General features: G+C 64.2%; 14 protein-coding genes. 3 read left to right on the forward strand and 11 right to left on the reverse strand.

The features are described from left to right. Positions 1-2: 2 nt before the first annotated feature. Both OU998_RS10170 and OU998_RS10175 read right to left on the reverse strand, forming a co-directional pair. A complete protein-coding gene (locus OU998_RS10170) occupies positions 3-1529 on the reverse strand; it encodes an alpha-N-arabinofuranosidase (protein WP_267513315.1) in 1527 nt (508 codons plus the stop codon). A 75-nt stretch (positions 1530-1604) separates the two neighbouring features. Further along, complete coding sequence (locus OU998_RS10175; protein ID WP_267513316.1) at positions 1605-2729, reverse strand: SGNH/GDSL hydrolase family protein; 1125 nt, start codon at positions 2727-2729, stop codon at positions 1605-1607. Between the two features lie 169 nt (positions 2730-2898). Here OU998_RS10175 and OU998_RS10180 point away from each other — a divergent pair, with 169 nt between their 5' ends. Continuing rightward, positions 2899-5364, forward strand: coding sequence for a glycoside hydrolase family 3 protein (locus OU998_RS10180; RefSeq protein ID WP_267513318.1), 2466 nt, complete (start codon positions 2899-2901; stop codon positions 5362-5364). A gap of 76 nt (positions 5365-5440) precedes the next feature. On the opposite strand, the gene OU998_RS10185 is transcribed toward OU998_RS10180, so the two are convergent. Then, complete coding sequence (locus tag OU998_RS10185) at positions 5441-6334, reverse strand: ROK family protein (RefSeq protein WP_267513319.1); 894 nt, start codon at positions 6332-6334, stop codon at positions 5441-5443. Positions 6335-6485: 151 nt separating this feature from the next. On the opposite strand from OU998_RS10185, the gene OU998_RS10190 reads away from it, so the two are divergent. After that, entirely contained in the window at positions 6486-7745 is a 1260-nt protein-coding gene (locus OU998_RS10190) for an ROK family transcriptional regulator (protein ID WP_267513320.1), read from the forward strand. Positions 7746-7789: 44 nt separating this feature from the next. Here OU998_RS10190 and OU998_RS10195 read toward each other — a convergent pair whose 3' ends face one another. The 5 genes from OU998_RS10195 to OU998_RS10215 are packed head-to-tail and all read right to left on the reverse strand — an operon-like array spanning position 7790 to position 17004. Beyond that, on the reverse strand, positions 7790-9136 hold the full coding sequence (locus OU998_RS10195; RefSeq protein ID WP_267513321.1) for a glycoside hydrolase 5 family protein: 1347 nt from the start codon (positions 9134-9136) through the stop codon (positions 7790-7792). 31 nt (positions 9137-9167) lie between these two features. Beyond that, positions 9168-10688 carry a tryptophan halogenase family protein gene (locus OU998_RS10200; protein WP_267513322.1) on the reverse strand — a complete coding sequence of 507 codons (1521 nt, stop codon included), beginning with the start codon at positions 10686-10688 and terminating at the stop codon, positions 9168-9170. Further along, on the reverse strand, positions 10685-12145 hold the full coding sequence (locus OU998_RS10205; RefSeq protein ID WP_267513323.1) for a tryptophan 7-halogenase: 1461 nt from the start codon (positions 12143-12145) through the stop codon (positions 10685-10687). The genes OU998_RS10200 and OU998_RS10205 overlap by 4 nt, the downstream gene beginning before the upstream one ends. Beyond that, on the reverse strand, positions 12142-13668 hold the full coding sequence (locus tag OU998_RS10210; RefSeq protein WP_324287962.1) for a tryptophan halogenase family protein: 1527 nt from the start codon (positions 13666-13668) through the stop codon (positions 12142-12144). The genes OU998_RS10205 and OU998_RS10210 overlap by 4 nt, the downstream gene beginning before the upstream one ends. A 48-nt stretch (positions 13669-13716) precedes the next feature. After that, on the reverse strand, positions 13717-17004 hold the full coding sequence (locus OU998_RS10215; protein WP_267513326.1) for a TonB-dependent receptor: 3288 nt from the start codon (positions 17002-17004) through the stop codon (positions 13717-13719). A gap of 322 nt (positions 17005-17326) precedes the next feature. On the opposite strand from OU998_RS10215, the gene OU998_RS10220 reads away from it, so the two are divergent. After that, positions 17327-18139: a polysaccharide deacetylase family protein gene (locus tag OU998_RS10220; RefSeq protein ID WP_267513327.1), complete on the forward strand. Its 813-nt coding sequence runs from the start codon at positions 17327-17329 to the stop codon at positions 18137-18139. 43 nt (positions 18140-18182) lie between these two features. Here OU998_RS10220 and OU998_RS10225 read toward each other — a convergent pair. The 3 genes from OU998_RS10225 to OU998_RS10235 form a co-directional block, all read right to left on the reverse strand. Continuing rightward, positions 18183-19123, reverse strand: a protein-coding gene (locus tag OU998_RS10225) for an IS630 family transposase (RefSeq protein ID WP_267513328.1) whose coding sequence is annotated in 2 segments (ribosomal slippage) — positions 18183-18622 and positions 18622-19123 — 942 coding nt in all. Because the reading frame shifts where the segments join, the coding sequence is not laid out codon by codon here. Between the two features lie 297 nt (positions 19124-19420). After that, positions 19421-20035 carry a GyrI-like domain-containing protein gene (locus OU998_RS10230; RefSeq protein WP_267513329.1) on the reverse strand — a complete coding sequence of 205 codons (615 nt, stop codon included), beginning with the start codon at positions 20033-20035 and terminating at the stop codon, positions 19421-19423. 84 nt (positions 20036-20119) lie between these two features. Then, entirely contained in the window at positions 20120-20965 is an 846-nt protein-coding gene (locus OU998_RS10235) for an NAD(P)H-hydrate dehydratase (protein ID WP_267513330.1), read from the reverse strand. Positions 20966-21054 lie beyond the last annotated feature (89 nt).

Genomic DNA, 21054 nt, shown 5'->3' on the forward strand with positions numbered 1-21054 from the left:
GCCTATTCCAGCGTCAGCACGACCAACGACTTGGGCGGAAGCGTGGTCATCAGGCGACGACCAGCCACGCGCGCATCGCGGAACGGCGCCGGTTGGACGACCGCGGCCGTATCGAACCCGTTGTGAGCATCCATCTGGCCCGCCGTCAGGACCTGGCCGGTGACCGCGCGCAACTGTGCGCCGTCCAGATCGACCGACACCGGTTGGGCGTTACGAGGGTCGAGGTTGACCAGAGCGAGGTGAACCTTACCGTCCGTTCCTCGCGCCGCCGTCCCGTCCACCACCTTCACCGTCCCATAGGATGGCGCCTCGAGGCTGAGCGGCAGCACCGTCGCGCCCTGGAACGGGCGATACATCTGGAAGGCGTAATAGGTGGGGGTCAGCACCATCTTCTCGCCGTCCGTCAGGATCATGGCCTGAAGCACATTGACCATCTGGGCCACATTGGCCAGCCGCACCCGGTCGGCGTGGCGATGGAACATGTTGAAGTTGACCGCCGCCAGCAGGGCGTCCCGTAGACTATTCTGCTGTTGCAGCCAACCGCCCGGCGATCCCGGCGTAGGGTCATACCAGGCGCCCCATTCGTCCACGGCTAGGATCTTGGCGCCCGCTGGATCCGTCTCGTCCATAATGGCGTCGTGCTCGCGGAGCATCTCGGCCATGCGATAGGTCTGTTCGAAGGTGGCGCGCCATTGCGCCTCGTCAAAGCCCAGCGCCGGCCCCTTCGTCGTCCAGTCGCCCGTCGGCAGCGTGTAGTAGTGCAGGGACAGGGCGTCGAAGTCCTTGCCCGCAACCGTCATCAGGGTGCGCGTCCAGTCGTAGTTGGTCGCATCCGGCCCTGCGGCGACCACGATCGCGTCGTTGGGTTTGACGAAGCCGACATACTGACGGAACAGGTCGGCGTAATAGGCGGGGCGCATCCGCCCGCCGCATCCCCAGGGCTCATTGCCGACGCCCAGATAATCAATCTTCCACGGCTTTTCGCGGCCGTTGGCGCGCCGCTCCTGCGCCAGGCGCGAGCCGGTCGGCGAAGTGATGTATTCGATCCAGTCGGCCGCCTCGCCCGGCGTCCCCGTGCCCAGATTGATGCTGAGATAGGTCTTGGCCCCAATCAATTCGGCGAACTCGAAGAATTCATGGGTGCCGAAGGCGTTGTTTTCTTCCTTGTTGCCCCACCAGCGGTTCAGGGTGACGGGGCGCTGCGCCCGCGGGCCGACGCCGTTGCGCCAATGATAGATGTCTGCGTAACAACCGCCCGGCCAGCGAACGACCGGCACGTCCAGCGCCTTCAGCGCGGCGACCACGTCGTTGCGGAAGCCGTGTGTATTGGGGATGGCGGAGTCTGGTCCCACCCATACGCCTTCATCGATGCCGGTTCCCAGCTGCTCCATGAACTGGCCGTAGACCTCGGGCGCAATGACTGGGCCGGATTTGTCCAGTTGCAGTCGCCCTGTCGTCTGCGCCGAGACCGCTGTCGCGCCGAAGACCAGCAAGGCCGCACAGGCCGCTTTTATCGTCTTAAATCCCATACCCGTTCCTCCATGCGCGTTACGCCGCATTTGATTAGTCTTGAACCACTCTGCCTTCGTAGCCGTAAGCCGATCTCAACGATCAACCCATAGGTCGCCGTCCCCATCCAGAACGGCGGCGATAGTGGCGGCGACGGCCCGGTCGTCGGCCAGGTCGGGATGCCAGTGACAGGCGGCCAGCCCCATCGCCGCAACAGGCGCAAAGACGATGCGCGCGTCCCCCTCTGCTCTCAGACGCCCCACCACGCGCTGGGAGGCCACCGCCATTTCGCTGCCTTCCGCGCCCCACGCCACGATGCGCGCGTCGGGCGACCTAAGTCGGAGCCCGCGCAGGAAGGCGGCGTAGGCGATCTCATAATCTTCCGTCAGGGCCTCTCGGCTTTTCCACCGCTCGTCAGGCGTCAACTCGGTCGAGAAGTCGTTGGTGCCCAGGGCCACGACGATGACCTGTGGCCGCCACGCCGCATCGGCGTACCAGACTTGCTTGTCGAACAAGGTGAAGGGATAGGCTTGCGGCAGGGTGTCCCGCGCCATGCCGCCATAGTTGCGCACCACGCCTCGGCCCGAAATGGCGTTCACCTGATAGTCGGCGTCGTATCGCCTGGCCAGAACGCCGGCGATCCCGGCGCCGGTGTCCGTGGTCTCCCACACGGTCTCATCTGAGCAGTCGCGCACCGATGTGGTGTTGGCGTAACCCACGGTGTGGGAATCGCCGATGAATTCGATCTGCCGAGCACGGGGGTCGACGACCATGGCGCGGGCTGGAAGGCCGAGGACGCCTTCGAAACTGACAGGGGCGGTCTGGTTCTCGCTGACGATTTCGATGCGCAGACGGTGGTCGCCGTCGGCCAATCCGCCGATTCGATGTAGGCCCTGGCCCGGCCTCAGGACCGAGACCGCCTGGCCATCCACCGTCACGCGCAGATGAACATCGTCTTCCCCCGTGCGGAAAAACACCTCTCGGCCGCTGAAGGCGGTTTCGAAATAGGCGCCGGGCCATTGGCTCAGGTAAGCGCCGCCTCGCTGCTGCACCCTGCCGCCGACATGCAGAGGAAGGGACTCACTGCCCGCCTGAACCTTGATCGCCGGGGCAACCTGCAGCGTCTGGGAAACCTGCAGCGTCTGGGCGCAGGCCGCGACGGGCACGCTCAAGGCGACAGAGAGCAAGGCCGCGCGCCAAAGATTCTTAACCCCGTCCATTCGCCACTCCCTCGTCAGCGTCTGCGCACCATACGTCCAAGCTTGAATTGCTTGGAAAGGGCAAGACGCGAGATGCGACAAAAGGTAAAATTGAAATATCAATTCTTGACGCAGCCCTTCCCCTCCCCTTGGTTGCGCGCAATCACAAGGGTCGAATGGGAGAGGCCGAATGCACATCAAGGCGATTATTGGGGCCAGTCTGATGGTTCTTGCACAGGCGGCGACACCGGCCTTGGCTCAGAGCGCCGCCCCGCCGTCTGCGACGGCCCATCCTGATCAATGGCCGGCCTTGCCGCCGGCCAGAACCCGCGACGCCGCTGTAGAGGCCCGCATCGATGCGCTGATGGCGCGTATGGCGATCGAGGACAAGGTCGGCCAACTGATCCAGGTCGATATCGCCAGCATCACCCCCAAGGACCTGGAAACCTACAAGTTCGGATCGGTGCTCAACGGCGGCAACTCGGCCCCGAACAATGATGAATATGCACCGCCGGCCGAGTGGCTGGCTCTGTTTGACGCCTTCTACGACGCCTCCATGAAGCGATCGGACGACCGTCCGAAGATTCCCGTCATCTGGGGTACGGATGCGGTGCACGGCCACAACAATATCGTCGGCGCGACCCTGTTTCCGCACAACATCGGCCTGGGCGCTGCACGCAATCCCGACCTGATCGAACAGATCGGCGCCGCTACCGCGCTGGAGACGTCGGCGACTGGATTGGACTGGAGCTTCGCCCCCACTGTCGCGGTGGTTCAGGACGACCGCTGGGGCCGAACCTATGAGAGCTACTCCGAAGACCCGGCCGTCGTCGCGAGCTACGCTGGTCGAATGGTTCAAGGACTACAGGGTCGAGTGGGCGTAGATTTCCTGGCTCCGGGCAAGGTGATCTCGTCCGTCAAACACTTCCTGGCCGACGGGGGCACCGGCGGTCGCGACCAAGGCGATGCGCGCATCGACGAAGCCACCCTGCGCGACGTCCATGCGGCCGGCTACACAACCGCTCTACCTGCCGGGGCGCTGACCGTGATGCCGAGCTTCTCGAGCTGGAACGGCGTCAAGATGACCGGCAACACCAGCCTTCTGACGGGCGTGCTCAAGGATCGCTGGGCGTTCGACGGCTTCACCATCGGCGACTGGAATGCACACGGCCAGGTGCCGGGATGCACCAATGAAGACTGTCCTGCGGCCATCAACGCCGGTCTCGACATGTTCATGTATTCCGGCCCGAACTGGCGTCAGCTCTACGACAACACCCTGGCGGCGGCCCGCGACGGTCGTATCCCGAAGGCGCGGCTCGACGACGCGGTCCGTCGCATACTGCGTGTGAAGATCCTGGCGGGCACGTTCGAAGCCGGGCGCCCCTCCTCTCGCCCTATGGCGGGTCGTTTCGAGGTTCTGGGTTCCAGCGAACACCGCGCCCTGGCGCGCCAAGCCGTGCGCGAATCTCTGGTTCTCCTGAAGAACGACGGCGGCGTCCTGCCTGTCCGCGCCGATGCTCGCATCCTGGTCGCGGGGCGCGGCGCTGACGATATCGGGCAGCAGGCCGGCGGCTGGTCGATCACCTGGCAAGGCACGGACGTGACCAACAGCCATTTCCCCAATGGTCAGTCGATCTGGGCCGGGATCGAGCAGGCCGTCGCGGCGGGCGGAGGCCAGGCCGTTCTGGCGGCCGACGGTCGCTATGACCACAAGCCGGATGTCGCCATCGTCGTCTTCGGCGAAACGCCCTATGCCGAGTTTACCGGTGATCGACAGACCCTGGAATACAGCGCCGACGACAAGTCCGACCTCGCCCTGCTGCGGCGGCTGAAGGCCGAGGGCGTGCCGGTCGTCGCCGTCTTCCTTTCCGGTCGTCCCCTGTGGGTCAACCCCGAGCTCAACGCCGCCGACGCCTTTGTCGCCGCCTGGCTGCCGGGCACGGAAGGGGGCGGCGTCGCTGATGTGCTGATCGCGGGGGCTGACGGCAAGCCTGCGCACGACTTCAAGGGCAAACTCAGCTTCTCTTGGCCCAAACGCCTGGATCAGTTCGTGCTGAATGCGCGAGATGCGAACTATGACCCGCTGTTCCCCTTCGGTTACGGCCTCGCCTACGCCGACGGGCCCAGCCGCCTGGGCGCGCTTGACGAGACACGGCCCGAGGTCGCCGCCAACGACAGAACCGCCGTCTTCGTGCGGGGCCGCACCGCCGCCGGCGCGACGTTTGATCGTGACGGCGCCATACGCCTGGCCCGCACCGATCGCGGCGCACAGGAGGATTCGTTGCGTCTCACCTGGACGGGGCCGGGCGGTCTGTCGGTCAATGAAAACGGCTCGGCCGACTTCACGCGCGAGAGCAATGGGCAACTCAGCCTGATCGTCGACTATCGCGTCATGGAGGGCGCTGCGGGAACGGTCACCCTGGGCATGGCCAGCGCGGAGCGGCAGGTCGATCTGCCGCTGACAGGCGCAGTCAGAACCACGGGAGACTGGACGACGGTGGCGACGCCGCTGCGCTGCTTTGCGGACGGCGGGGTGAACATGGCCGCCGTGACCCGTCCCTTCATCATCGCCGCGACGGGGCCGATGGCGGTGGATATTTCGTCGATCCGCATCGCCAGCGCCCCGCCTGGCCCCGTGCAATGCGGCGTAAGATGAAGAGCTCAATCACGCAGGACGGCGATGTCCGTCCTGCGTCCTTCGCCGCGTCGTAATCCAACGGCGCGGCTGCTGATTACGACCAGAGCCGCGCGGCGCCGCGGACCCCTGACGAGTCGCCCCAACGCGCCTTGACCACACGTCCCTGCCACAAACCGCCGAACGCATACTGGGCGATCACGGCGGGCAGACGATCATAGATTTCATCAACGTTCGACATGCCCCCGCCCAGGACGAAGACATCGGGATCGACGATATTGGCGATCATGGCGAGCGCGCGCCCCAGGCGGCTGACATAGGCGTCTAGAGTGGCGACCGCGTCCGGCTCTCCGGCCCTCGCCGCTTCGACGATCAGCGGCGGGTCCATGGCGACGCCGGTTCTGCGTTCGTGATCCAGCCGCACCCCTGTTCCCGAAACCAGCATGTCCAGGCAGCCGTGCTTGCCGCACCAGCAGGCGGGCCCAGGGAACTCGTCCTGGGTCATCCAAGGCAGGGGCACATGGCCCAGTTCGCCGCCCATGCCGTTCGCGCCCTCCACGATCCGGCCATCGACAACCAGACCGCCGCCGACGCCGGTTCCGACGATGACGCCGAAGGCCGAGCGCGCCCCACCAGCGGCGCCGTCGAAGGCTTCGGACAAGGCCATGCAGTTGGCGTCGTTGGCCAGGCGGATGGGGCGACCAAGCGCCGTCTCAAGATCGGATTGGAAGGGCCGGCCGTTCAAGAAGGTGGAGTTGGCGTTGCGCATCATGCCGTCCCGAGGCGAGGGCGAACCCGGCGCGCCGATTCCGACCGTGCCTTTTCGCCCCGATTCCTGCTCGACCCCCTGGATCAGGTCGCGAACGACGCGAATGGCTTGGTCATATCCGCCTGGATTCGGCGTTCGTAAGCGCGACAAAAAGGCGCCAGACGGATCGATCGCCGCCGCTTCGATCTTGGTCCCGCCAAAATCTACACCTATCTGTATCATCGCCTGCTCCTTGGGCCGCCCAATATAGTACCTAGCGCCCTTCCCAAACGGGATCGTTCGGGTAAAAGTCAATTTCATTTATTTATTCGATTTTCTTGTTTGTCGATCACGAGCGCGCCAGACAGCTCCGGATCAAACGCCGTGCGGAATCATGACCCTCAAAACCGCCGCCCAGAAGAATCGCGCGTCCAAGGCCGGCGCCAAGAAGCCTAACGACGCTCGGTCTCCGCGAACCCTGTCGGGCACTTTGTCGGGCACCAATCTGGAACGGGCCGGCGACTACAATCTGCGCACGGTGCTTCAGGCGATTCGGCTTCAGCCGGATGTCACCCGGATTGAAATCTCCCAGCTGACGGGGCTGACCGCGCCGACCATCGCCAATATCACCCACCGTCTGATCGAGATGGGCCTGGTGACGGTTGTCGGGCGTCGCAAAGGCGTTCGCGGCCATCCCGCCCTGATGCTGCGCGTCGTGCCTGAGGGCGCCTTCAGCATAGGGTTGAACATCGACCGTGATCACCTGACCATTCTCATCCTCGACCTGGAGGGCGTGGTCAGAAGTCGGGTCTCGCGGGAAGCGGCGTTTGCGATGCCCGAAGAGGTCATCGCCTTCGTGCGCGACGAACTGGATGGCGTCATCACCTCCGGCAAGGTCGATCGAACGCGTATTCTGGGCGTGGGCGTCGCCATCCCGGACGACCTTGGGCGCATCAGCCTGGCCCATCGTCCCCCCGGCTACGAGCGCTGGAGCGACATCGCCATAGACAAGGCGTTGGCCGACCTGATGCCCTGGCCGATTCACTGTGACAACGACGCTGCCGCGGCCGCTTTGGGCGAGGCTGAGTACGGCACTGCCTTCGATAACCCCAGCTTCTTCTATCTGTTGATCAGCGCCGGCCTGGGCGGCGGCTTGGTGATCAATCGAAACTATCATCGCGGCGCCGCCTCCCGGAGCGGAGAGATTGGTCTGATGCCCGACCCGACCTCGACCGGCCCCAATATGCTGGTGCAGGACACAGTCTCCATGTCGGCTCTGTTGGAGCGGCTTGAACAGGCAGGTCTGGCCTCGCCCTCGATCACCGACCTCGCCGCACCCTGCCCTGAAACGGAGGCCGTGATCCGGCGCTGGCTCGAGGATTCGGTGCGATCGCTCACCCTGCCTCTGGTCAGCCTCAGTTGCCTGATTGATCCCCACGCTATTCTGATCGGCGGACGTCTGCCCGAGAGCTTGATCGCGCGACTGGCGGCCGGCCTGACCGAAGCCCTGAGCAGGATGGCGCTGCCGTCCACGCCGAGGATCATGCCCGCCGTAATCGCCCAGGACGCTCCCGCGATCGGTGCGGCCATATTGCCTTTCCTTGACCAGCTTCTTCCGTCTGACGCGATACTCATGCAGGCGGGTCGCAACTAAGCCGCCGAAGACCCCGCCCGCATGGCGGGGTCTTCGGTTGACCATCAGACGGTCAGTGCGCGCATGGCGGCGGCGTGCGTCCGAACCCGCGCACGGGTGGAGGCGTCGGTGTCGAAGACCCCGTACCAGCCCTGCGGCTCATGCGGGGGATCGCCCAGCCAGGCCGTGTCGCCGCTCTTGAAGCGATGGTCGGGATGAGCCGCGCGACCCTCGCCGTTCCAGGCCCAGAAGTTGGTCCCCGCGACCGGCCCGCCGGCGCGCGCATCGTCGAGCGCCGCCTTGTAGATGGTCTCATAGAAGTCGTCCCGCATGGTCGTGGGAACCGACGGATCATACAGGTCGCCGTCGCGGGGATATCCGAACTCTTCGATCACCAGCGGCTTGTTCAGGCCGCGAGCGATATCGACGTGCCTGGCGATGTAGTCGGCGGTCTGCGCCTTGGCGTTGGCGTGGGTCGCGGCCATGTTTTGCCGATCCAGCCAACCCCAGTTGCCGGGCCAGATGTGGGTCGTCACATAGTCGATGTCGGCCGAGCGGTGGGTGTCGGCGACGATTTCGGCGCTCTCGCCCGAGCCTTTCAGCCCCTCGCTGCCCGTCGAAACCAACTGGTTGGGGGCGATAGACTTGATCAGACGGGCCGTGCCGTTGACCCAGGTCAGGAAGGCCGGCTGGTTCTGCCTGACCTTTTCCAGACCACCCGCCGCCCGCGGCTCATTCGCCAGTTGCCAGCTCATGATGGTCGGGTCGTCGCGATACGCGAGGCCCGTGATCGTATTGGTGCGGCCGACCACGGCGCGAATATAGTGGTGATAGAGGGCCACCGCCTCAGGGCTGCGATAGAAGTCGGCGTTCATGTCGGCGAATTCCGGCCAGGGATGGGCCGGGTCGTTCATGTTGATGTAGCGACCGCCATTGACCCAGTGGAGATAGGTCATCATCCCGCCTGACCACTCCCAGAAGTTGGTCAGATACAGGACCGCCTTTATGTCCCGTCGGCCCATCTCGGCCAGGGTGCGGTCCAGACCGACCAATAGGGTCTCGTTGTAGTCCGTTCCGCGGTCACGGAAGGCCGGCCGCACCGAATTGGTCAGAGGGGACAGTTCGGCCGAAGCGGACACGCGGATGTTGGTCACCCCGTCCGCCTTCAAACGATCAAGCTCGCGTCCCAGCCGGGCGTTGTCGCCATAGTCGGCCGCGGCGCCCAGCCAAGGCAGGTACCAGGCGTTTGCGCCCGCGTAGCGATAGGGCTTGCCGTCCAATGTAAAGGACGCACCGTCGCGCCGCACAAATCCCGTGGGCCTGGCCGCGCCGGGCATGGTGGCGCAGGCGGCGGCGCCTGGGAGAACAGCCGCCGCTGCGGAGGCGGCAAGAATTTGTCGGCGATTTAACATGGAAGCTCCTTGGGCGATTTTGAAAATGGGCTCAGGCGGCTGACGCTGGCGGCGGTGCGGTCAGCCCAGCCTGAATCAGATACTGATCATGAAGCGGCATGGCGGTGGCGCGCTCGAGAACGGCCTGCTGGATCTGTGTCAGGGTCGACTCCAGCTGAGCGAAATCCCGCTGGTCGGCGACGGGATGATAGCCCTCAGGCGTCATCCCCATCCCCATCAGCACCGCAAGCCAGTTGGCTTCCTTGAACAGTTCCTGATGCCGCGCGAGCACCTCGCCGCGCGAGGCGAACAGGTCGAAGCGCGCCTGAAGCGAGTCCGGCACGGCCATGTCGCGGCAGTGGCGCCAGAAGGGCGTGTCGTCCCGCTCGGTCAGCTTGTAGTGGGCGATCAGGAAGTCACGGATGACTTCATAGTCTTCAGCCATTTCACGGCTGTATTTCTCGGCCAGCCGCGGTTCGCTGCGGCGCTGTGGGAAATGGGCCAGCAGCTTAGCCACGCCGGCCTGGATCAGGTGGATGCTGGTGGATTCCAGCGGCTCCAGAAACCCGCTGGAGAGGCCCAAGGCGACGACGTTTCGATCCCAACTCTTGATACGACGGCCGGCGGTGAAACGCAGGACGCGTGGATCCCCCAAGGGCTGGCCGTCCAACCGCTCCATCAGGCGCGCGCTGGCCTCGTCCTCGGATAGAAACGCACTGCTGAACACATAGCCGTTGCCGGTGCGATGCTGCAGCGGGATGCGCCACTGCCAACCGGCCTCACGCGCCGTGGCCCGCGTATAGGGCGTCATGTCCGACACTCTGGCGCACGGGACCGCGACGGCCCGGTCCGTCGGCAGCCACGGGGTCCAATCCTCGTAGGCGGCGCCCAGGGTTTCCCCGATCAGGAGGGCGCGGAAGCCTGAGCAATCGACGAAGAAGTCGCCATCGACAATCCGGCCGTCATCGAGCACCAGAGCGTCGACGTCGCCCGTCTCGCCGTGCCGGCGAACCTCGACGATCCGCCCCTCTTCGCGAACCACGCCCCTTTCCTCGGAATAGCGGCGCAGGAAGGCGGCGAACAGGCCGGCGTCGAACTGGTAGGCGTAGTTGACCGGGGGCAGTCGGCGCGGCCGCTCGTCGGCGACCCGCATGAAGCGATTTCGACCCGCCGCCTGGGTTTCGGCGCTGAACAGATCGTGGCCGCCTCCACCGCCGTTCGCCTTCCACCTCAGCCAGAAATGCTGGAAGGGTATGCCTTCCATATCGACGCCATAATGGCCGAACGGATGGAAATAGCTGTGGCCCAGCCGGCGCCAGTCGGCGAACTCGATCCCCAGTTTGAAGGTCGCCTGGGTGGCGCGGATGAAGTCATCCTCCTTGATGCCCAGGATGCGATTGAACAGCAGGATCATCGGAATAGTGGCTTCACCCACCCCGACCGTGCCGATCTGATCCGACTCGATCACGACGATCTGCCGATCTCGAGTCCCCAAGGTCTTGGCCATCGCGGACGCGGCCATCCACCCGGCGGTTCCTCCGCCGACGACGACGATCTTCTTGATCTCGCTCATGCCGCGCCCCTGGATGATCGCCACGCCTCAACCGACGGCAAACCCGCCGCCTCCGCCACATTCCGCTGAATGACGCCAAACAGCCGGCGCCTCTCGACAGCGTCATCAAGAGACTCGGCGGCTGGGTTGGGGTCGGTGGGGATCAGGCCGTGTCCCAGCAACATCATGCGCCAGTCATCAGCCTGAAAAACCTCGTCTTCGAAAGGCGGCAATGCGCCGCGCACGGCGAATAGATCCAGACGCGCCTGTAGTGACGACGGGATCGGCGCATTCGCAGCCTGACGCCACTTCGGCTCGCTACGGTTCGACAGCCGATAGTGGGCGGCCTGGTAGTCACGAACCGCCTCGGCATGTCGCCGCACTGCCGAATTGAACAGACGCGCCTCGCCGGCCATGTCCTGACCGAGCGGGAAATTGGCGATCAGATGGGTCAGCCCGATTTGCAGCCCCAGCAGCCACCCGCCCTCCAGGACATCGGTCCTGAGCGCCGATCGCCCCAAGGAAACGCAGTTTCCGACCCAGCCGTCTCGCATCCCAGGGCTGGCGGGCGCGGACCCGCCCGAAGCCGTGACCGGCCCGCCGAGAACCGCCTCAAGCTCCATTCTGGCGACCTCGCCAGAGATTTGATCGTCCAAGACCGCCGCTATGACGCGTCGGTCCGCCAAGTCCAGAACAGCGGCCCAACCGCTTGAGAGGGCGACATTTTCCGTCAAGGCTTCAAGCTGATGCGGTCGGCTCGCGGTGAAATAGCCAAGCTTTCGGAAAGGGAAGCAGGCAGACCAATCTTCCCAGGATCCAATGAGGCCGAGGCGCGCATCTTCCCCGGTCGCATCAATGTACAGATCCGCCCTCACCCGGCCGTCGGCAATATCCAGACCCTCTAGGCCGCCCTCATTGCGATGGACGGCGAGCGATTCCACGGCGCGCAGCGTCACCCCCGCCGCCAAGGCCTTGCGCTGAATCAGATCGACGTAAGCAGCGCCATCGAGACGATAGCCATAATCCGCGCCCTTCCATTCTCCCTGAATCGGCGGGGCCCGGCGCTTGGCCGCCGCAACGCCGGCCGGGCTGAAGTCGCCGAAGCCGGCGGTCATGCCCAGGGCCCGCGCGCGCAGCCAGTGCTGGATGAAGTCGAGGTGCGACCCGCCGTCGCCGACGCTGGCGTAGGCCCGCACGAACGGCGGCTGATCCAGGTTCCAACCCGTGAACCTTTGTCCAACGACGGGCACGGCCCCGCACTGGGTCACCAGGGTTTGTTCATCCACGCCCAGCAGGCGATGAAGCGCCCGCAGGGCTGGCAGAGCGTCCAGCACTATGGGGGTGGGATCAGTCGGCGTCTGCAACACCTCGATCGCAACCCCCAACGGCCCTACAGCCCGCGCCAGGGCCAAGGCCGTCAGCCAGGCATCGACGCCTGACCCGACGATCACCACGTGCGAGATAGGCGCGCCCTTCATGCGGCGCGCGCCAGGGCGTTGCGCGCAACATAGTCGGCGTGGAACGGCATGGCCGCGACCCTCGCCACCAGTCGCGCGCGCTCATCCTGCAAGCCCGAGATGACCTGCGCCAACGGCATATGATCCGCGAGACGATCATAGGCCTGAGGCGGGGCTCCCTGCCCCGTCATCACCGAAATCCAGCTCGGCGCTGCGAACAAGCCGTTGCGATAAGACGGCGCATGGCCGCGGCTTTGGAACAGGGCCGCCGTCTCACGCAGGCTGGCGGGCGGTTCTGTTTCGCGACGCTCACGCCAGAAGGGCTCCGGGCGGTCATTGAGCCAGTAGTGCAAGATCAGGAAATCGCGGACACGATCATACTCCAGATCAATGGCCGAGTTGAAGGCGTCGCGCAGAACCGCGTGGCCATTGGCGGCGCCGGGCCAGAACTTGACCAGGTTGGTCACTGCCGCCTGGATCAGATAAATGCTGGTGGATTCCAGCGGTTCGAGGAAGCCGCTTGAGAGCCCGACGGCCACGCAGTTGCCCAGCCAGGATGCGCGGCGGCGTCCAGAACGAAACCGCAGGAAGCGAGGCTCCGCCAGGACCTCCCCGTCCACGCCCGCCAACAAGGCGGCCGCCGCCTCGTCATCCGATATGTGGGCGCTGGAATAGACATGGCCGTTGCCGGTGCGATGCTGCAGCGGAATACGCCACAGCCACCCCGCGCTGGATGCGGTTGATCGCGTGAAGGGCGTGAACGCTTCAGAGCGGGCCGTCGGAACCGCCACGGCGCGGTCGCAGGGCAGCCAATGGCTCCAGTCTTCCCAGGCGTCGCCGGGCTGTTCGCCGATGGCGAGGGCGCGAAACCCGCTACAGTCGATAAACAGATCGCCCTCGATACGTTCGCCGGAGACCAGCCGAAGGGCGGCGATATGATCGCCGGTTCGCTCGACCGCCTCGACCCGCCCCTCCGTCCGCAGTAGCCCCCGACCCTCGGCGACATCCCTGAGGAAGCGGGCATAGAGGCCAGCGTCGAAATGATAGGCGTAGCTGTAGGTGGACTCGACGCGGCTGTCGTCGAGCGACGGCGGCTCGAACCGGTTCTGCCGACAGGCTTCGATCGAATAGGCGTAGTCGTCAATCGGCCCCACGGGCGCGCCGGCCAACCGGGCCCTGGTCCACTGGTGATGAAACGCCGCCCCGCCGAGCGGACGACCGTGCGCGCCAAATGGATGGACGTATCGGGATCCGATACGACCCCAGTCGACGAACTCAATTCCGAGTTTGTAGGTCCCCTGGGTTGCGACCAGCATGTCGCGCTCGGCAATCCCGGCGAAGGCGTTGAATTCTCGAATGGCCGGCAAGGTGGCTTCGCCCACGCCGACGATGCCTATGTCGTCAGATTCGACCAGCCGCACCCGTACCTGCGCGGGATTGAATACGGCGGTCAGAGCGGCCGCAGTCATCCAGCCGGCCGTTCCACCGCCCAGAATGACGACAGTCCTAGGCTGCCCTTGTGCGGTCTTTCGCATGTCTTCCATCGGGCAAGGAAGGACGCGCCCCGCCAGGCGGGGCGCGTCGGATGTCGATCAGTAGCGCAGGCGCAGGGTGACCATGAAACGACGATCGGTGCGGTTCCAGGAGTAATCCTTAAGCAGCCCGCCCTCCTCGGCATCCGTCACCTGCTGTTTCAGCACGGATTCCGTGTCCAACAGATTGGACGCCTGGAGGTTCACTTCGGCGTGGTCGTTGATCTTGTAGCGCAGAGACGCGTCAAGATAGCCGGCCGCCTCTTGCCAGATCGGCAAGCCGATGCAGCAGTCCACCGCAGACAACAGGAATTCCGAGCGCCAGTTATAGGCCACACGCGCGGCCCAAGGGCCCTTTTCATAGAGGCCAACCAGGTTGAAGGAATATTTCGACAGGCCCTCCAGACTATCCGTGGTGATACTGTCCGAGGCTTGGCTGACGCCGTTGCCGGACGTGTTCGAGCCGCCGCCGCTCGACACGTTTGTCAGGTTCGAGTTCGAGATGCCGGAGTTCTCGACATAGGTGAAGTTGGCCTGCACGCCGAGACCGTCAAACGGCGAAGGCAATGAGGGGAAGAAGCTCTGGAAGGCGACTTCCGCACCATGCAGCGAGGCCCCGTCGCCATTGACAGGCCCCCGAACCTGAACGTCGCGTGTGACGCCGTCGATCGTGATCGACTGATCATAGGTTCCATACTGAATGTAGTCGTTGAACTTCTTGTAGAAGAGCGCCAGCGAGAAGGAGCCGGTGTCAGCGAAGTAATTTTCCAGCGTCAGGTCGAACTGATCGGCGGTGATGGGCTTGAGGTAGGGGTTGTAGGCCTCCGCCGTATAGCGCGGCGTGACGCCCACGATGTTTCCGGAAGCATCCTTCACCCACCGTTCGTCGTTGGGGTCGTCGGTGCTGGGCAGGCTGATCCCCACCTGCAGATAGTTCTTCAGATAGCCGATGTCCGGACGGGACATGGCGCGCGAAGCGGCGAACCGCATCAGCCAAGTGTCGGTCAGATCCACACGGAGATTGAAGCTCGGCAGGAAATTCTTGTGCTTGACCGAAGCGACACGAGCCTCCGCCAGACCGTCCGAAAAGGCGATATCGTCTGCACTAATGTAGCAGCCGATGGTCTGCGGCACGACGGGCGTGGTCGATCCCGGCGGGGCTGTGTTCGCGCGGCAATCCAGGGAGGTCGAACGCAGCAGGTCGGCATGGATCAGGTAGCCGTCGCTGGAGTCCTTGGTCTCCACATAGCGGGCGCCGATATTGCCGGAGATGCGATAGCCGCCGATCCGGGTGTCCGGGCCGCCGAACTTCAGCATGGCATAGACGGCGGCGGTCTCTTCCTTGATTTCGGCGATCTCCTGCGGGAGATAGCAGCCGTCCACCTCACCGGCGCGGCGACAGACCGGTGTCCACCGCGAAGATCCCACGCCGACGCTGTCATAGGCGAAGGCGTTAGATAAGGCCTCATGGCTTTCCAGGAAGTCCCAGCTTGTGAAGGAATAGGGGCCGCCAGAAACCAGACCGCCGAAAATCTCCGGGAAGTCCTGAACTGAAGCTAGGCCTGCATCCCAGCCGGCGAAGGTCGTATTGGGCGTGGAGGCGTTGCAATCACCGTTCACGCTGGCGCCGCCCGTGGTGCTGTCCACATTGTACCATGCGGAGTTCGTGCTCGTGGCGTCAAAGCTGTCACAACCCCAGGCATTGGCGACGCCGCCCCAGTTGTAAGCGCTCCACCGTACCGTTTGCTCGCGATCAGCGTAGCGAACGCCAGCTTTCAGACTGTCCAGCCAACCGCCTTCATCGAACTTGTATTCCATGTCGCCGCGGACCGCCAGTTGATTGCCTTCGCTATCTTCGGTGTGGTCATTGACGTTGTTGAAACGCCAGGCGTTGGGATTGGACAGGAAGCCGTCGGCATAATTGTTGTTCGTGCCGGGCGTGAGGGTCATCGTCGGATGCTCGCCGGTCGCGTCGATGGCGATGTTGGCATAGGCGATCTGGCTGACGTCCTGGTCGAGGTTGGTCACCGTCGCATTGACGTACTGAATATCAGCCATGAAGCTGAGACGGTCTGTCGCGTCCCACCTCATGTTCAGCGACAGATCCTCCGTCATCTGCTCATTTCGATTGTAGCGCGTGATGGATTCGACCTCGCCGCCCCGCGTCTCCGGAGAGCAACCCGCCCAGCTGTAACAGGCGTTGATGATGGGGCTACCGTCGGAAGTGACGCCGATCCCTGCCCCGGCGGAAGCATTGTCGAGACCGGCCCAGCCGATCGGAGAGTTCAATACGCCAGTTTCGAAATTACCTTCGTCATCAAAGGTAAAGGTGCTGCCCGGCGCTGCGGCCAAGGTGGTGGCGTAGTTGGCGTCGGTGATCACATAATCCGTCGGCTGGCCGTACAGGGTGAAGGCGCTGCCTTTGATGGCCTGCTCATGCCAGACGTTCTCATAGGTCGAGCGGTTGTATTGCAGCGTCGCTTGGAAGCGACCGGAATTGTCGCGATACTGGACGGCCCCCGCTAAGCCTTGCCGGGTCCGGTCAAACTCCGTACGGCCCACCCGATACCAGGACGGGATGTATTTCGTGCCGCCGCCGAGAGCGGTGACATTCTCGAATACGCCCATCCGTCCGTATTGGGCGCTTTCCGACACACTGCTCAGCTCGGAATAGGCCAGGTTGGCCATGACGCCGAACTCGCCGATCGATGTCTGGAACCGGTCGCTGAAGATGGCCGAGACTTCCGGCGTGATCTCTTCGGCCAGGCTGCCATAGTTGCCGGTGACGGTCAGGGCCGCCTGACGGCCGGACACATCGAACGGAAGGCGGGTGCGCAGATTGATGGTGCCTGCAATGCCGCCTTCGATCAGTTCCGCAGTCTGGTTCTTGTAGGTGTCGACGCCTGACATCAACTCGGGCGACACGTCGCCCCAGCTCAGCCCGCGTGACGAATTGGCGCTGAAGGTGTCGCGGCCATTGAACTCGGAACGCACCTGCGAAAGCCCCCGGACGAGCACGCCGGAGGGCTCGTTGGAGAAGTGGGTGGTGTCAGACGTCGCGGCGTAGCGATTGACGGTCACGCCGGCGACCCGCTGCAAGGCCTCCGCCACCGACTTGTCCGGGAAAGAGCCGATGTCTGTGGCGGTGATGGAATCGACCACGGTGTCGGCGTCGCGCTTGATCCGCTGGGCCGAGCGCAGGGCGCCGCGAATGCCGGTGACCACGACCTCATCGACGACGGCCGCGTCATCGGTTTGGGCGGGCGGGGCTTCGCTCTGGGCGAAGGCGGACGTCGGAGCGCCCAAGGTAAGGACAAAGCCGACGGCGATCGCCGAAGTGCCCGCCATCAAAGCCGCAGTCCGTGAAGAACGCGAATTAGTCATTATTCAGCCATCGCGCCTAGGCGCGCCCCCTGCCGGGCCGAACCGTTGCGGGATCGACCTCTGTTTCCAAACCTAGGGTGCGATCAAGCAGATGCCCGCTCTCGCCGCCCCTCCCGTCTAACTGCGGGATTGCACGCCCGACATTAGCTCGAGACATTTCGAAAACGCCAGCCTTAAATGAAGTCTTTTTTTCTATTCGCCTCAGGCACGACCTTGCGCCTTGGCTTAAGGAAGCGGCATCAAGGAACAAGCAGGCCCGCTGGCGGCCTTAAAGGGAGATCCGATCATGGCGTTTGGCGCGCGCATTCTCGCCGTTCTGGCGGTCGCCGTTGCGGTATTCACGCCTACGGCTTCCTTCGCGCGCCCGCCTGGAACCAAGGCTATAGTTGTTCTGACGTATGACGACGCCCTGCCCTCTCAGTTGAGCATCGCCGTGCCGGCGCTCAACGCCGCAGGCCTGCCTGGCGTCTTCTTCTTGAGCAATCTCAAGCCTGAGGCCGTGGAGTCCTGGCGAACTGTGGCTGCGGATGGACATGAACTGGCCAATCACACCCTATTCCACCCTTGCCTGTCGGCGACCTTCCCGGCGGATCCGCGCAATACCCTGGAGGCCTACACGCCTCACAGCCTCCTCCAGGAGATCGCCCAGGCCAATACCTTGTTGACCGCCATCGACGGCAAGATGCGCCACGGCTACGCCATGACTTGCGGTCAGACCGTGGCCGGCGGCCAGGACTATATCGAGCCGCTGCGCCAATCCGGCTTGGTCACCTATGCACGCAGCGTGTCGGCGAGCTCGGACGATCTGCGCCGCGATATATCAAGCCTGGATCGGATGAATGTGCCTGCCGCCGGCTTCGCGGAAGACGCGACCGCCCAAGACCTGATCGCATTCGCCGAACAAGCCCGCGCAGGCGGCGGAATGGCGGTCTTTCTATTCCATGGCGTCGGGGGCGATCATATCGCCGTCAGCGAGGCCGCGCATGCGGAGCTGCTGGCCTGGCTCGCGGCGCACCGCGACACGATCTGGACGACCACTCTTCAAGAGGCTTTCGATTGGATCGACGCCACAAGTGTTGGATCGGCAGCTTCGAGATAGGTCGGCTCACTCGCGCACAGGCGCGCTCTAGAGCGTGATTCCTTCACACGGAACCGTATCCTGAGTTGACGAGGTAGTTCGCACATTCGGCGGGGCTGAAGAGATTGATGATCTCTCCGGCCTTTCGCCACGTGGCTTCAATGGTTCTGGGCTGGGCGTTGCGCATGAGGTGTTTGAGCTTGGCGAAGACCTGTTCGATGGGGTTCAGGTCGGGGGAGTAAGGGGGCAGGAAGATCATGTGTGCGCCTTTGGCCCTGACAGCGGCGCGGGCGGCCTTGCCCTTGTGACTGCCGAGGTTGTCGAGGACGACGACGTCGCCAGGCGACAGGGTCGGCGCCAGTATTTTCTCGATGTAGACGAGGAAGATCGCGCCGTTGATCGGACCATCGATAACCCAGGGCGCGTCGATCCGGTCATGGCGCAGGGCGGCGATGAAGGTCAGGGTTTTCCAGTGACCGAAGGGCGAGTGGCCCTTCAAGCGTCGCCCCTCGGCCCCCAGCCGCGCAAGGGCGCCATGTTGGTCTTGACCCAGGTCTCGTCCAGGAACACCAGTCGCGACGGGTCGATCCGCCCCTGATGCGCCTTCCAGCGTGCGCGGCGGCGCGCGACGTCAGGCCGGGCCTGCTCCTCAGGCAGCAGTGTTTTTTTGAAGCTCAGTCCTTCAGCGTGCACGAACACCCACACCGCTCGAGGGCCGGTCTTGATCCCGCGCGCGGCAAGTTCGGCCGTCAGTCCTCTGAGCGTGAACGGCCCTGAGGCGATGCGGGTGCGCAGCCATTCGGCGCAGTCTCCTGACAGCGTGCGAGGCTTGTGGCCGCCGACCTGGCCCGGCGCCGCCGAACCTGTCTCTCCAACTCGCTTCGTCCACTTGGACACGCAAGACGGACTGATCCGAAGCGCCGCCGCGATCTCCCGGTGTGTCTCGCCCTGCGCCTTACGCGCCAACGCTCGCTCACGAAGATCCATCGAATAAGGAGCCGTCATCCGGGCTGGCCTCCCATCCAGCACGAATGTTGAATCAGATCACCGCAAACTTGGGAATCCCGATTCCGTCAAAGCGAGCCATGCTCTAGGCTCCAAACCGAATCACCCGCTTGAAGCGGGGCGGCAAATCCTGATTCCAATGCGTCTTGGTCGCGCCGGAGTCGGTGATGGCCCGCAGCGCCTCGTTCGACTCCACCTACGTCAAGGTGCCACGCTCGGCCTTCGGCGGAAAAGGGGGCGGGAGCGCGGTAGCCGCCATTGTCTCACGCTCCCAGCTTTCTCAAAAATCGAATCGATTCAAATGGCGCGAACCGGTTGTCGAAGAATAGTTTTGAGCTTGGCCGGTTCAGTTTTGCGTGGGTCGCTGAGGTAGATCTCGTGATGAGGACCGGCGAAAGTCACGCCCAATCCGGGCATTACGTCCTCGTGCAGCCGCTTCAACACCGGGCCTTCGTCATCATAGCTACCAATGTGTAGGATTTGCAGCGACCGACCCTCAGCATAGGGTTCGAACCGCAGCGACGATGGGCGATCGTTCCGCTTGTTCAATGTTTTGGCGACCGCATCCTCGAACATCGCGCCAGTGGCGAAATCAGGCGCCATAATCATGACGGTCCATTGCCAGCGATCCTTCTCACGGCAGGCGAAGGCGCCAGGATCATCAGACCACCAAAGCGCTTCGAGCGGCGGCACCACATAGTCGCGCGCCAAGCCGTTCTTCGCGGCAAATTTCATGGCGTAGCTAACGCCGTATAGCCATTCGACCGCCGTTCTATACGCAGGAGCAGTATTGGGGTCGCCGGCCCCGTCAATCTTGACGAAATCCATTGTCGGAACCGCAATGTCAGCGAAGTCGTGTTTTGGCGGATTGAACAGTTCGCGAAGCTGATTCTTCAGATCGACCTTAGTCATGCGTCCCATCCCAGCGAATGTTTCAGAGACCTAAAGTTCACCATGAGGAGCGTTTTCGTGCCGATGAGATGGTGGACCAGGCGATCAATCTCGACGCCCGCCGTCGGCATCCAACCACAGGCGCTTCAGGGACTGCGGCATGACCTCGCTCAGGTCTTCCGCGATCAGCCCTGGCCCGAACCGGTCGGCGGCGTCGGCGTGAATCCAGACCGCGGCGCAGGCCGCTTCGAAACTGTCCATCCGCTGGGCGATCAGACCGCCGATCATGCCGGACAGGACGTCGCCGGTTCCCGCTGTGGCCAGCCAGGGCGAGCCGTTGCGATTGATGCGCACACGGTCGTCGGGCGCCGCGATGACGGTCTCGGCGCCTTTGAGCACGACGATGGCCTGGGCGCGCCGGGCCGCTTCGACTGCGGCGGCCGCGCGGCCCTTGCGCAGCAACCCCGGAAACAGGCGCTCGAACTCCCCCTGATGCGGGGTCAACACGTCGTCGCGGTCCAGGACAGCGAACAACTCGGCGCTTCGCCCCTTGAACACCGAAAGCCCATCTGCGTCGATCACCAGGGCCGCGCCGCTCATCGCCAGGGCCTGCACATTGTGCACGGTCGTCTCGTCCAGACCGGCGGCCGGCCCCACCACAACAGCATCCATATCCTCGACTTCACGGGCCAGGGCGTCGGCGGTGGCGAAGGGCGTCAGCATGATGGCCTCGACGGCGGGGGCGATCACCGCGACCGCGTCGGGCGGGCAAAAAATCCGCACCACCCCTGCCCCGATCCGCAATCCGGCTCGCGCCGCCAGCCGCGCCGCCCCGGTCTGATGCGCACGCCCCGACACCACGCCAAGACGGCCCCGCGCATGCTTGTGCGTTTCAGCGCCCGGCCACGGAAGAAAATTGCGCCATAAGGCGGGGACGTTGGTTTCAATCATCAGAGCTCCGAATATCCGTGACTTTTCTGCGAAAACCGCTTGCCTTGATCGGCCTTGATGTGTCCCATTCCCGCCCGAGCGCCGTGGCA

Source organism: Brevundimonas sp. SL130 (assembly GCF_026625805.1).
Lineage (GTDB): Bacteria > Pseudomonadota > Alphaproteobacteria > Caulobacterales > Caulobacteraceae > Brevundimonas.